Source organism: Shewanella algicola (assembly GCF_014648035.1).
In the GTDB taxonomy this organism is placed as follows: domain Bacteria; phylum Pseudomonadota; class Gammaproteobacteria; order Enterobacterales; family Shewanellaceae; genus Shewanella; species Shewanella algicola.
In genome coordinates, this window is the sequence record NZ_BMQI01000010.1 from 41269 (window position 1) to 55447 (window position 14179).

Genomic DNA, 14179 nt, shown 5'->3' on the forward strand with positions numbered 1-14179 from the left:
CAAATTTCCGCAACAAAACATTAATAACTAGGGAATCGTTACATATGCGTTTGGAAGTCAGTTGTATCGATCGCGTGGGTTTAGCGAAAGACATCCTCGTCGTGCTTGAAAAACATGGCATTAACTTAATTGCCATTGATGCCAGTAATAAAGGTTTCCTATTTTTGCAATTTGCAGAAATCAGTTTCGAAACCTTACGAGAACTCATGCCGCAAATTCGAAAAGTCGAAAGCGTGCACGACGTGCGTACCGTGTCTTTTATGCCCTCTGAGCAAGAGCACTACGCCTTAAAAACATTATTGAAAACCTTGCCTGATTCGGTGTTTTCAATCGACACTAAAGGCCGTATTCGTATTGCCAATGAATCGGCACTACTCACTTTGGATATGGCTGAGCATGAAGTAGTAGAAGAATCATTAAACCACTGGGTACAAGGTTTTAATTTTGCTCGTTGGATGAGTGAAACGCCGGTATTAGCTCAAGCTACCCGTGTGCAGATTAATTCCAATGAATATTTAGCCGAAATGCTGCCGATTTATTTACCTGACGATAACGACACCACTATTTTAGCTGGTGCAGTGGTGTCACTTAAATCACCTGCCAGAGTCGGCAAGCAATTTAATGCGCTGCAAAATCAAACCACAGGTTTTGATAACGTTTTAGCGATGAGCGATAAAATGAAAGACGTGTTAAAGCAAGCCAAGCGAATGGCTCAGCTAGACGCGCCGTTATTGATCACCGGCGAAACTGGCACGGGCAAAGAGTTAATGGCCCGCGCGAGTCACGACGCAAGTATGCGCCGTGAGCACCCCTTTATTGCCATTAACTGCGCGGCATTGCCTGACAGTGTGGCTGAAGAAGAGTTGTTTGGCTTTGTTAGCAATGGCACCGTGGTTAAGCGTGGACTATTTGAAGAAGCCAAAGGCGGCACGGTATTTTTAGATGAAATTGCCGAAATGTCTAAAGCAGCACAAGTTAAACTTTTACGCTTTTTGCAAGACGGCACCTTTAGACGCATTGGCGGCGATGTAGAAGTCAGAGCGGACGTTCGCATTATCTGTTCTACTCAGAAAAACCTCGCAGAACTTTGCCAAACTGGTGAGTTTAGGGAAGATTTATATTACCGCATCCATGTGTTGAGTTATCACATGCCGTCTTTGCGTGAGCGCCGTGTGGATGTTATCCCACTTACAGAGATGTTTTTAGAGCACTATAGTCAGCAGTTATCAAGTCCGCTGCGACGTATTTCAGCCAGTTGCCGTGACTATCTGTTTACGTATGCTTGGCCTGGCAATGTTCGTCAGCTTAAAAATGCCATTTTTAGAGCCGTATCCATGTGGGATGGCTCAACAGAGTTGACCGTTGAGCAGCTTAAACTGCCGTCATATGCTGAAGGTTTTGGTTATTTTGACGAAGAGTTTGAAGGCACACTAGATGAAGCCATGAAAGACTATGAGGCGGGGTTACTGCGACGGTTATATCCCGCTTACCCAAGCACACGCCAGTTGGCGAAAAAGCTTGGAGTGTCGCATACCGCCATTGCCAATAAGCTGCGCGACTACAATATTAGCAAGAAAAAATAACGTAACGATTTAATGCCAGCTAAAGTGCTGGCATTTTGGCCATTTCAGTGCTGCAAACCAGCATTGGCAAGGTTTTTTATCGTTTGTAAATAATAATGTACAAATCACCGTTTGCATGGGTAAAGCGTGATTTGCCCCGCGCTATAGGATTTAACGACTTTGTATGGTCACAATGAATGAGCTAAGCCATTCATTCTATAGAGACTAAGTGCGAATGCCACCCAGAATTTAGGAGCACCAATGAAACTTGCAAGTTATCACAACGGACGTCGCGACGGCCAATTGATGTTAGTCAGTAAAGATTTGACCAAAGCGGTTGCAGTACCAGCCATTGCTAAAACTATGCAGCAGTTACTCGATGCTTGGGATTTATTGTATCCACAGTTAAGCGAATTATATGAAGCATTAAATGACGGTCAAATGGATAACGCCATTGCCTTTGATGAGTCGCGCTGCTTATCTCCATTGCCTCGCGCTTATCAATGGGCTGACGGCAGTGCTTATGTTAACCATGTTGAGTTGGTCCGTAAGGCTCGTGGCGCTGAAATGCCAGAATCATTTTGGACCGACCCGTTAGTGTATCAAGGCGGCTCAGACAGCTTTATTGCACCTAAAGCCGACATTGAAATGGCCAGTGAAGAATACGGTATTGATTTTGAATCAGAAATTGCCATTGTGACCGATGATGTTGCCATGGGCGTATCGACTGATAATGCCGCTAAGCACATTAAATTATTAATGTTAGTGAATGACGTGTCACTGCGTAACTTAATCCCGGGTGAACTCGGTAAAGGGTTTGGTTTTTTCCAATCTAAACCATCGAGTGCTTTTTCTCCGATAGCCATTACCCCAGATGAGTTAGGTGATAAATGGCAAGACAGTAAAGTGCATTTACCGTTAGTGACTCATTTAAACAGTGAATTATTTGGCCGCCCCAATGCTGGCGTCGACATGACATTTAATTTTAGCCAGTTAGTGTCGCATGTAGCTAAAACACGCCCACTTGCTGCTGGCGCTATTATTGGTTCAGGCACTATTTCAAACTACGACCGTAGCGCAGGTTCAAGCTGTTTAGCTGAAAAGCGCATGTTAGAAATTATTGCCGACGGCAAAGCCTCAACCCCGTTTATGCATTTTGGCGACACAGTACGCATTGAAATGTTTGACGAAAACGGCGTGAGTATTTTTGGTTCGATTGACCAAAAGGTCGTTGAATATAAAGCGTAAAGATTTTGTAGCTGTATTTTTTAGAAGGCAATAGCGCATCATCGTTATTGCCTTTTTTGTTATTAATGGCTAACTAAAACTAAAACTAAAACTAAAACTAAAAAGAGGAGAACACATGAAACTCTATGGTTATTGGCGCTCAAGCGCTGCCTATCGCGTGCGTATTGCGTTAAATTTAAAGCAGCTGTCGGCAGAGCAGATTTCAGTTCATTTGGTGAAAAATGGCGGTGAGCAGCATTCGCAGGCTTATGATCGATTAAACCCTCAACATTTAGTACCCACACTGCTTGATGAAGGGCAAGAGGACGAGCTTAATTTATCGCAATCATTAGCCATTATTGAGTACCTCGAAGAAAAATATCCACAGGAAGCCTTATTGCCGAGCAATATAGAGCATCGCGCCATAGTGCGCAGTATGGCGCAAGCCATTGCGTGTGAAATCCACCCACTCGACAATTTACGGGTACTGCAATATTTAGTGAACGACATGGGCGTGTCTGAAGCCGATAAAATGCGTTGGTATCATCATTGGATTATTGTTGGATTTACGGCATTAGAGGCACAATTAAGCCAGTATTCTGGGCGTTATTGTTTCGGTGATACGCCAACACTTGCCGACATTTGTTTGGTGCCACAAGTGTATAATGCAAAACGCTTTAATGTACCGCTTGATGATTTTCCTAATATTGTACGCATTGACCAGACGTGTAACCAACTAGCGCCTTTTGTCGATGCAGCGCCAGAACGGCAACACGATGCCAGCTAATTGAGGCGTCGTGACTTTATAAACGTTAAAATGGCACCTAACTGATGTTAGGTGCAGTACTTTAGCCCTCAAATTGTTTTGCTCTACTAGACTATTACACTGCACGAAAACATCAATTCTACGTCATCATTTGAACAAAATTAACACGCCAATTGTCATCGCTATTACCTCAATCAGTCACACAACAATCCACATAATAAAGCGATTATCCAAGTCAGTGATTTGATGTAATCGGCTTATATCTTTTACTTGCGTTACACCACAATAACCCGACTATAAAATGCATCTTTAGTCTCTTTTGGTGGTTATTTTGTGATCTAAATCAAGCTTAAGCCATCTATTTGCATACTCAAATATAGGTAGGTGCATTTGTTTGATCTAAATCAATGCTGTTAATGATTAACTTGGGTAGGTTGGCGGCAATTGTTAAGGATGTTAATGAATTACGTCTATTTATTGTTGTCATGGAGTCTGAAAATGAATAAGAAAATTACCCTAAGTTTAGTTGCTGCATCATTACTATCTGCTGGCTTATCTTTTGGTGCTGCTGCGCACCAAGCGGGCGACATTATTGTGCGTGCAGGTACTGCAACGGTATCACCTAACGAATCAAGTCCTGTGGTGGCCGGTGTCGCTGAATTCAGTGTCGATAGTGATACCCAATTAGGTCTTAACTTTGGTTATATGCTGACAGATAACATTGGCATAGAGCTTTTAGCTGCCACACCCTTTAGCCACGATGTGTCACTGGGCGAGCTAGGCGTTATCGCTAACACTAAACACTTACCGCCAACATTGGTTGCTCAATATTATTTTGGCGATGCGCAGTCTGCGCTGCGGCCATATGTTGGGGTAGGGGTTAACTTTACTAACTTTTTCGACAATGAATTTACCCAAGATGCTAAAGATTTAGGTTTAGATAATCTGTCGATGTCTAACTCTTGGGGCGTTGCGGCGCAGGTAGGGCTTGATTATCAAATTGATAAAAAATGGCTCGTGAATGCCTCTGTATGGTATGCACAAATTTCTACCGACGTGAGCTTTGATATGGGGGCTGATCATGTGGTAGTTGAAACCGATATCGACCCTTGGGTTTATATGATTAGCGTCGGTTATACCTTCTAACGACTTATATCGTAGAGACAAAAACAGGAACTCGCAGGTTCCTGTTTTGTTATATATCATCCAGATCAACCGCGTTTCTTTTTCGGTTTCCAATGACGGGTGTTGTAAATATATTCTGGTAAAAGTCGGTTTATCCACGCCACAATTCGCCAGCGTTTGGTGACATACACTCGGCGTTTACCTTTTTTAAGTGCCGTTAATATTTGCCCAGCCACTTTATCAATGGGCGACAATAATAGCTGAGTATTTAAGTGTACCGCTTTATCAAATAACCCTAATTGAATATCACTTATGGTGACAGGTAGTTTTAAACGCTGCGCATGCATACTTAACCCCTGTAAATAATTTTCGGCAAAGGCTTTAGATGCATGGTAAGCCACATTTGGGCCGCCGCGTTGACCTGCAATCGAGTTTATCGCCGCTAATTGACCATAACCTTGCTCGCACATCAATTTGAAAATACATTGGCTAGCCGCTGCAAATCCCATCACATTCACATCGATGGCGTGCTGATCTATGCTCCATGGCAGGGCTGGGTCGTAATCATTAACACCAGTATTCACAATCACCAAATGGGCGCCGTTATGGGTGGTCCAGGCTTCATTAAGCTGAGCTATCACCGCTTGTGGTTGGTCAATACTCAGTGGATACACGGCTACTTCGTCGGGAAGGCTTTCAGCAAATTGCTTGAGAGACTCGGGATCATGTACAAAAAGCACTAATGACACTTGCTGTGCCGACAATTGTTTCGCAAGGGCCTGGCTGAGCTGCGAACCCGCACCAATGATCATTGCTGTTGCGACTGACATAGTTAACCTCATAATTATCAATGGCTCATAATAGGAATAACGCCGTTTGATAACAAGAGAGAAAAAAATCAACTTAAGACGTGTAGACTTCTAGACATCCTTGTGTATGATTGATGACATCAATGATTGCTTGTGTGACTATTGCTTATATCGCGTGATATCAATGTTTAGCGTTATTTATTGATAGTGTTTATTTAAGGTAAGCTCAATAAAGTCGTCTTTTTACAGAATGTTGAAACTGTGATCGGCTAAACATATTGGTTTATAGGGCGTTGCTAATTTATCGCACAATAAACAAGCTGTCTGTGTTTAATTAATCAAAAAGGTGAGTCGTATGCCGGTTCGAATTCCAGATAATCTCCCCGCTGCAGGTATTTTAGAGTCTGAAAATATTTTCGTGATGTCTGAAACCCGTGCAGCCAATCAGGACATTCGTCCTATGCGGGTGCTGATCTTGAATTTAATGCCTAATAAAATCGAAACTGAGACACAATTATTGCGTTTACTCGGTAACACGCCATTGCAAGTCGACGTCGATTTATTACGCATTCACGACAAAGAGTCCAAACACACCTCGATTGACCATATGAATACCTTTTACCGTGATTTTGATGATGTTCGTAATAACAATTATGACGGCCTTATCATCACAGGTGCGCCGCTTGGACAAATCGATTTTAAAGATGTGGTTTACTGGGATCACATTCGCGAAATTATTGACTGGTCACAAAATCATGTCACCTCGGTACTGTTTTTATGTTGGGCAGCCCATGCTGGCTTGTATCATTTATATGGCTTAAAGCGTCAGTTGCTGCAAAACAAACGTTCAGGCGTATTTAATCACAGTCGCACTAGCGATCCACATCCGCTACTGCGTGGTTTTGACGATGAGTTTTATGCGCCGCACTCACGCTTTGCCGAAATGAATGTTGAAGAGTTACGTCAACATCCGGAGGTAGAAGTATTGGCTGACTCTGACGAAGCTGGCGCTTACATTGTGATAAGCCGCGATAATCGCAATTTGTTTGTCATGGGCCATCCTGAATATCAAAAAGCCACCCTAAATGATGAATATACTCGCGATGTTGGCCAAGGATTAAACCCAGACATTCCGCAAAATTATTATCGTAATGACGACCCAAGCCAAGACGTTATTGCACGCTGGCACAGTCACGGCAGCTTATTGGTGAGCAATTGGCTTAACTATTATGTTTACCAGTTAACGCCTTATGATTTAAATGACATGAGCGCGAAAACGCCATGGGAAAACAAAAAATCATAATCCTTGTTCAAATTAATAGCCGTAATACCCTTGGGTATTGCGGCTTTTTTATGCCTGTAGACTAAAGTGTAATGTGTTCTTAAGTTCATTTCGCCATTTAAACCCTGATGGCTTTATCGCTATTAAAACATAGGCTTACCTATAAATATCCTCATTTAAATATCAAGTGTAAATCTTCAATGACAACCTCATGAGATGAACATCACAAAATAGATCATTTTTTACTTGCTTTACGTTAGCGTCAACGTCAAAGTGGTGTGATATTGGTTTGATTTTATATGCGCAAAAAATGGAGTGGTTATGAGTACAGAGCAAACAGGTCAAGATATCGTTATTGTTGCCGCCAAGCGTACCCCTATGGGTGGCTTTCAAGGTGCACTGTCTGAGGTAGCATCTCCCGTGTTAGCCGCGACTGCGATTAAAGGCCTTTTAGCGCAAACCGGCGTATGCGGCGACAGCATTGATGAAGTGCTAATGGGCTGTGTATTACCTGCAGGTCTTGGCCAGGCGCCAGCTCGCCAAGCAACACTGGGTGCAGATTTACCATTAAGTGTTGGCGCAACTACAGTCAATAAAGTGTGTGGCTCTGGGATGAAGACCGTCATGTTAGCCCATGATTTAATTAAAGCGGGCAGCAGTAATGTGGTGATAGCAGGTGGCATGGAAAGCATGAGCCAAGCACCATATTTACTCGACAAAGCTCGTGGTGGTATGCGCATGGGGCACGGCAAGGTCATGGACCATATGTTTTTAGACGGTCTTGAAGACGCCTATACCGGCGGTGCAATGGGCACATTTGCCCAAAAAACCGCCGATGACTTTGCTCTCACGCGTGAGCAAATGGACGCCTTTGCGTTAAGTTCACTCGACAAAGCCAATGCCGCAATTAACTCTGGTGCCTTTAAAGATGAAGTGGTGCCTGTGACCATTAGTTCTCGTCGTGGTGATGTTACTGTCGACACCGATGAGCAACCGGGTAATGCCCGCCCTGAAAAAATTCCAACTCTGCGTCCAGCCTTTACTAAAGACGGCACCATTACGGCAGCAAACTCAAGCTCAATTTCAGACGGCGCCGCAGCACTAATGCTAATGACTCGCGCTAAAGCAAATGAATTAGGCTTAACCATTATGGCGACCATTAAAGGCCACACCACCCATTCACAAGAACCGTCATTGTTTACTACAGCCCCTGTGGGCGCAATGCAAAAACTGTTCGATAAAGTGCAGTGGAGCAAAGAAGACGTCGACCTTTATGAAATCAACGAAGCGTTTGCCATGGTGACTATGTTAGCAATATCTGAGCTTGGGTTAGATGCCAGCAAAGTTAACATCAATGGCGGTGCATGTGCTTTAGGTCATCCAATTGGTTGCTCAGGCGCACGCTTGTTGGTCACCTTGATTTATGCCTTAAAAGCTCAAGGGCTTAAGCGTGGTGTTGCCTCGCTTTGTATTGGCGGCGGCGAAGCCACAGCCATGGCGATTGAGGTTTAAACAGCTAGACAAGATTAAGTTAGTCAAGACCACTGTACAGGTAGAGGCAAATGCAGCCACATAACATGTGAGACTGACAACCAAAATAATCGCATCACCTGTGCAGTCACTCAATAGCAGTGAGCCTAGCTCACTAACGATATTCAAGGATCGAGGGAAGCAACATGATCACACAAGTTAAGCATTACATTGATGGCGAATTCACTCATGGCAACGGCGAGCGCAATATTGATGTGACTAACCCTGCTAACAATAGCGTTATTGCCAAAATTAACTGTGCCACGACCGCAGAAGTCGAGCTGGCGATCGACAGCGCTAAAGAAGCATTCAAAAGCTGGAAAGAAGTGCCAGTGTCAGAGCGTGCGCGCGTCATGTTGCGTTACCAACATTTATTAAAAGAACATCACGACGAGTTAGCGACCATTTTGGCGCAAGAAACCGGTAAAACCTTTGAAGATGCCAAAGGTGATGTATGGCGCGGTATTGAAGTGGCCGAACATGCCTGTAACGTTGCGTCGTTAATGATGGGCGAAACCGTTGAAAACGTCGCGCGTAATATTGACACCTACAGCTACACGCAACCACTTGGCGTGTGCGCGGGTATTACCCCGTTTAACTTCCCGGCGATGATCCCATTATGGATGTTCCCCTTATCGATTGCCTGCGGTAACACCTTTATTTTAAAACCGTCTGAACAAGACCCAATGACGCCACAGCGTTTAGTCGAATTATTTGTTGAAGCCGGCGCGCCAAAAGGTGTGTTACAGCTTATTCATGGCGACAAAACCGCAGTAGACATGTTGTTAACTGACCCCGCCATTAAAGCGATTTCGTTTGTCGGTTCAGTGGGTGTAGGCCAATACATTTACAAAACAGGTACTGACAATCTAAAACGTGTGCAAGCCTTTGCGGGTGCTAAAAACCACTGTGTGATTATGCCTGATGCAAACAAGCAACAAGTGATCAATAACATGATCGGCGCTTCAGTTGGTGCTGCGGGTCAACGTTGTATGGCCATTTCAGTGGCAGTATTTGTCGGTAAAGCCAAAGAGTGGATCCCTGAATTAAAAGAGGCGCTTGCCAAAGTGCGCCCAGGTTTGTGGGACGATAAAGACGCCGCTTACGGCCCAGTCATCAGCCCTGCAGCCAAAGAGCGCGTGTTAAAACTCATCGCCCAAGGAAAAGCGGAAGGCGCTGAATGCTTACTCGACGGTAGCGACTTTACCCTTGAAGGTTATGAGTCTGGTAACTGGGTGGGTCCAACTATGTTTACCAATGTCACCACCGACATGAGCATCTACAAAGAAGAGATTTTTGGCCCTGTACTGTGTTGTATGGAAGCTGAAACATTAGACGATGCCATTGAGCTTGTTAACAACAGCCCATACGGTAACGGCACCTCAATCTTTACCGCATCAGGCGGCGCAGCGCGTAAGTACCAGCATGAAATTGAAGTGGGTCAAGTGGGCATTAACGTGCCTATTCCTGTGCCATTACCGTTCTTTTCATTTACCGGCTGGAAAGGCAGTTTCTATGGCGACCAACACGCCTATGGCAAGCAAGCTGTGCGTTTTTGCACTGAAACCAAAACCATCACCACCCGTTGGTTTGACTCAGAAGCCGTTAGCGGTCCTAACATGAGCATTAACTTAAAATAAGTGTGCTGTGATGAGTCCCCATTTGTCGCGATGCATCATCGATATATCGCGACAATTTATGCTTAATTCAACAAGACAATCTTGACTTACACCATTGCTTTTTTGGTACACAATGGTCAAGCAACTTAAGTTGCTGTGAGCAAGTGACTAAATGACCCAAGAGTCATAATCAGACAATAAATAGGAGTCCGACATGGATTTTAATTTAAACGAAGATCAGCGCCAATTTGCTGATTTAGCCCGCCAATTTGCCGCAGATGAACTCGCTCCATTTGCCGCTAAATGGGACGAAGAACATCATTTTCCTAAAGACGTGATTCAAAAAGCCGGCGAACTGGGTTTTTGTTCATTGTATTCGCCAGAGTCAGAAGGCGGCATGGGCTTATCTCGTTTAGATGCGTCAATTATTTTTGAAGAGCTTGCCCACGGCTGTACCGCTACAACAGCCATGTTAACCATTCATAATATGGCGACCTGGATGGTGACCACCTGGGGCACCGAAACCTTGCGTAAACAATGGTCAGAAGGCTTAACCACAGGGCAACTGTTAGCCTCTTATTGCTTAACTGAGCCAGGTGCTGGCAGTGACGCGGCATCATTGCAAACTAAAGCGGTGCGTGATGGTGATGATTACCTTATTACTGGCTCAAAAATGTTTATCTCTGGTGCCGGCGAAACCGAATTATTAGTGGTGATGTGCCGTACCGGCGAAGCGGGCCCTAAAGGCATTTCTGCCATTGCGGTACCGGCTGATGCTGCTGGTGTTACTTATGGTAAAGCGGAAGATAAAATGGGTTGGAATGCTCAACCTACAAGACTCATTAGTTTTGAAAACGTGCGCGTGCCTGCCGCTAACTTACTTGGTGATGAAGGCCAGGGTTTTACTTTTGCCATGAAAGGCCTCGACGGCGGGCGCATTAACATTGCCACGTGCTCTATTGGCACCGCGCAGGCGGCATTAACGCGCGCGACACAATACATGAACGAGCGTAAGCAGTTTGGCAAACCGTTAGCGGCATTCCAGGCACTGCAATTTAAATTAGCCGACATGGCAACAGAGTTAGTTGCTGCGCGCCAAATGGTGCGATTAGCGGCATTTAAACTTGATATTCAAGACCCAGAAGCCAGTGCCTATTGCGCTATGGCCAAACGCTTTGCGACCGATGTGGGATTCCAGGTGTGTGACAGCGCGCTGCAAATTCATGGCGGTTACGGTTATATCCGTGAATATCCGCTTGAGCGTCATTTCCGTGATGTGCGCGTGCATCAGATTTTAGAAGGCACTAACGAAATTATGCGCCTTATTATTGTTCGTCGCTTGTTAGATGAGAATGCTCATCCGATTTTGTAATGGATTGAACAACTTACAATACCAAGATTTAATCACCTGCGCTTAGGTGAACATAAGGACATAGCATGATGACGACACATACAGCGATTATTGAACATATTATTGGCCATACAGCCGTTTTGACTCTCAACAACCCGCCAGCCAATACCTGGACCGCAGACAGCTTACAGTTATTGAAGCAAATCATTATTAAGCTGAATCAAAACAACGATATTTATGCCTTAGTGATCACCGGACAAGGTGAAAAGTTTTTCTCTGCAGGTGCCGATTTAAATTTATTTGCCGATGGCGATAAAGGCAATGCTGCAAGTATGGCAAAGCATTTTGGTGAAGCCTTTGAAACCCTAAGCGCGTTTCGTGGTGTGTCCATTGCCGCCATTAACGGTTACACCATGGGCGGTGGTTTAGAAGTCGCATTAGCCTGTGACTTACGCATTGCCGAAGAACAAGCGCAAATGGCGCTGCCTGAAGCCACGGTCGGTTTACTTCCTTGTGCGGGTGGCACCCAAAACCTCACCGCATTAGTGGGCGAAGGCTGGGCAAAACGCATGATTTTATGTGGTGAACGTATTGGCGCTGCTAAAGCTGAAAAAATTGGCCTAGTTGAAGAAGTGGTTGAAAAGGGTCAGGTTCTTGATGCTGCCGTTGCCTTAGCAGCCAAAGTGGCCAAACAATCACCGAGCAGTGTGAGTTTGTGTAAAACCTTAATTCAAGCTGGACGAACAATGCCGCGAACTCAAGCCCTGCCGCTTGAGCGCGAATTGTTTGTTGGGTTATTTGATACCGAAGATCAAGCTGAAGGTGTGAACGCCTTTTTACAAAAACGCCCAGCAAACTGGAGGAATCGCTAATGACTCAAGAGGTAATATTTCAAACACTCGGCACACTCTCTGGCCAATCAATTGGCATCGTGACCCTTAACATCGAAAAAGCGCTCAATGCGTTAACCCTCGATATGGTTGCCGCGATGCAAACTCAATTAACTCACTGGCAAACAGACGACAACATTGCGTGTGTGGTGCTACAAGGCGCGGGCGAAAAAGCATTTTGCGCTGGTGGTGATGTGCGTGCGATTTACCATGCCTCAATTGCCAACCCTAACAACATCACCGATGAAGCCTGCGGTTTCTTTACCCAAGAATACCAGCTTGACTACTTACTCCATCAGTTTGGCAAACCCATTTTAGTGTGGGGGGATGGCATTGTCATGGGGGGCGGCTTAGGTTTAATGGCCGGCGGCAGTCATCGTATTGTGACTGAGCGCAGTCGAATTGCCATGCCAGAAGTCACCATTGGTTTATACCCAGATGTCGGTGGCAGCTACTTTTTAAATCGTATGCCAGGCAAGACCGGGCTATTTTTAGGCCTTACCGCCTACAACATGAACGCAAGCGATGCGCTGTATGTTGAACTGGGCAATCATTATTTAACCAGTGATCAACAAGAGCCATTGTTCGATGCGATGGCAGAGCTTAATTGGAGCCAGGACTCTGAGCTCAATCATCAGTTGTTAAGTGATTTACTCACCACGATGACTGAGCCGCATTTAGCAACGCTGCCAGACAGTCCTTTACAGCAATTTCAAACTCAAATCGATTTATTAATGTCTGGCGATATTCTAGATGTGCATCATCAATTATCGACCTTAAACACTGAGCTTGAATGGCTACAACGAGCGCAGAAAACCGCGCTAGCCGGCAGCCCAATTAGTTGGCATTTAATTTTTGCTCAAGCCCAGTTAGGTACTGAGCTTAGTTTAGCGCAATGTTTCCAGTGGGAGCTTGGTGTTAGCGTGAATTGTTGCTCAATGGGTGATTTTTGCGAAGGGGTTCGGGCGTTATTGATTGATAAAGACCGCCAACCTAAATGGTTATTTAACGATGTTGAAGCCGTAGAACAAAGCCGAATTGACCAACTGACCACATCCCCGTGGAACAATGACAACCACCCATTAGCTGACTTTACTTAATAAGGATTATTATCATGGCAACTGTAGCATTTATTGGTTTAGGTAACATGGGCGGCCCAATGGCGGTCAATTTAATCAAAGCCGGCATGACAGTGACAGTATTTGATTTAAATCCGCTTGCAGTCGAAGCGTTAACCTCACAAGGTGCACTCAGTGCTAAAACCGCTTGCGGCGCAGCGGCATCAGCAGACTTTGTGATTACCATGTTGCCTGCAAGCAAACATGTTCTGGGTTTATATTTAGGCGATGCCGATAACAAAGGTTTGCTTGAGGTGGTGTCTAAACAGACCTTATTAATTGATTGCTCAACCATTGATGCCGACAGTGCTCGTATTGTGGGTGCAAAAGCTGCTGACATGGGGATCGCGTTTATGGACGCACCAGTATCGGGCGGCACAGCAGGCGCTGCAGCAGGCACCTTGACCTTTATTTGTGGTGGCTCAGAGGCGGCTTACACGCAAGCACAAACCGTGTTAACCGTCATGGGCGGTAATATTTTTCATGCGGGCGCAGTAGGGGCAGGGCAAGTTGCTAAGATTTGTAATAACATGCTGTTGTCAGTATTGATGATTGGTACCAGTGAATCAATCCAATTAGGATTAGATAATGGCTTAGATCCTAAAGTGTTGTCTGATATCATGAAAGTCAGCAGCGGCGGTAACTGGACACTCGAAAAGTACAATCCATGTCCAGATGTGATGGAAAATGTGCCGTCGTCTAAAGGGTATCAAGGCGGCTTTATGGTCGACCTCATGGTGAAGGATTTAGGCTTGTCGCAACAGGCGGCATTAACCTCTAACTCGAGTACACCGATGGGCTCACTTGCACGCAGTTTGTATGTTAATCATGCGCGTCAAGGCAATGGTAGCCGCGATTTCTCGAGTATTTTTGAACAGTTTGCAAAGAAAAAATAAAGGA

Annotated in this window: 12 protein-coding genes; 11 read left to right on the forward strand and 1 reads right to left on the reverse strand. The window is 44.9% G+C overall.

The features are described from left to right. The first annotated feature begins 44 nt into the window (after positions 1-44). The 4 genes from tyrR to ompW all read left to right on the forward strand — a co-directional run bounded on the left by tyrR (position 45) and on the right by ompW (position 4701). Positions 45-1583 (forward strand): transcriptional regulator TyrR, encoded by a 1539-nt coding sequence (tyrR, locus tag IEY42_RS06085; RefSeq protein WP_188924420.1) that lies wholly within the window; start codon positions 45-47, stop codon positions 1581-1583. 240 nt (positions 1584-1823) lie between these two features. Then, positions 1824-2810, forward strand: a complete 987-nt coding sequence (locus tag IEY42_RS06090) for a fumarylacetoacetate hydrolase family protein (RefSeq protein ID WP_188924421.1) — start codon at positions 1824-1826, stop codon at positions 2808-2810. Positions 2811-2925: 115 nt separating this feature from the next. After that, positions 2926-3576 (forward strand): maleylacetoacetate isomerase, encoded by a 651-nt coding sequence (gene maiA, locus IEY42_RS06095; protein WP_188924422.1) that lies wholly within the window; start codon positions 2926-2928, stop codon positions 3574-3576. A gap of 477 nt (positions 3577-4053) precedes the next feature. Further along, positions 4054-4701: an outer membrane protein OmpW gene (gene ompW, locus IEY42_RS06100; RefSeq protein WP_188924423.1), complete on the forward strand. Its 648-nt coding sequence runs from the start codon at positions 4054-4056 to the stop codon at positions 4699-4701. Between the two features lie 65 nt (positions 4702-4766). Here the strand turns inward: ompW and IEY42_RS06105 are convergent, their stop codons facing one another. Continuing rightward, positions 4767-5510: an SDR family NAD(P)-dependent oxidoreductase gene (locus IEY42_RS06105; RefSeq protein ID WP_188924424.1), complete on the reverse strand. Its 744-nt coding sequence runs from the start codon at positions 5508-5510 to the stop codon at positions 4767-4769. Positions 5511-5844: 334 nt separating this feature from the next. On the opposite strand from IEY42_RS06105, the gene metA reads away from it, so the two are divergent. The 7 genes from metA (at position 5845) to mmsB (ending at position 14175) form a co-directional block, all read left to right on the forward strand. Then, a complete protein-coding gene (gene metA, locus IEY42_RS06110) occupies positions 5845-6792 on the forward strand; it encodes a homoserine O-acetyltransferase MetA (protein ID WP_188924425.1) in 948 nt (315 codons plus the stop codon). A 300-nt stretch (positions 6793-7092) separates the two neighbouring features. Next, the gene (locus IEY42_RS06115) at positions 7093-8283 is read left to right on the forward strand and encodes a thiolase family protein (protein WP_188924426.1); all 1191 of its coding nucleotides are present in this window, start codon (positions 7093-7095) and stop codon (positions 8281-8283) included. Positions 8284-8447: 164 nt separating this feature from the next. Further along, the gene (locus IEY42_RS06120; protein ID WP_188924427.1) at positions 8448-9941 is read left to right on the forward strand and encodes a CoA-acylating methylmalonate-semialdehyde dehydrogenase; all 1494 of its coding nucleotides are present in this window, start codon (positions 8448-8450) and stop codon (positions 9939-9941) included. Positions 9942-10134: 193 nt separating this feature from the next. Further along, a complete protein-coding gene (locus tag IEY42_RS06125; RefSeq protein ID WP_188924428.1) occupies positions 10135-11292 on the forward strand; it encodes an acyl-CoA dehydrogenase family protein in 1158 nt (385 codons plus the stop codon). Between the two features lie 68 nt (positions 11293-11360). Continuing rightward, on the forward strand, positions 11361-12143 hold the full coding sequence (locus IEY42_RS06130) for an enoyl-CoA hydratase (protein WP_188924469.1): 783 nt from the start codon (positions 11361-11363) through the stop codon (positions 12141-12143). Next, on the forward strand, positions 12143-13261 hold the full coding sequence (locus IEY42_RS06135; RefSeq protein WP_188924429.1) for an enoyl-CoA hydratase/isomerase family protein: 1119 nt from the start codon (positions 12143-12145) through the stop codon (positions 13259-13261). Before IEY42_RS06130 ends, IEY42_RS06135 begins: the two co-directional genes overlap by 1 nt. Before the next feature lie 14 nt (positions 13262-13275). Beyond that, on the forward strand, positions 13276-14175 hold the full coding sequence (gene mmsB / locus IEY42_RS06140) for a 3-hydroxyisobutyrate dehydrogenase (protein WP_188924430.1): 900 nt from the start codon (positions 13276-13278) through the stop codon (positions 14173-14175). Positions 14176-14179 lie beyond the last annotated feature (4 nt).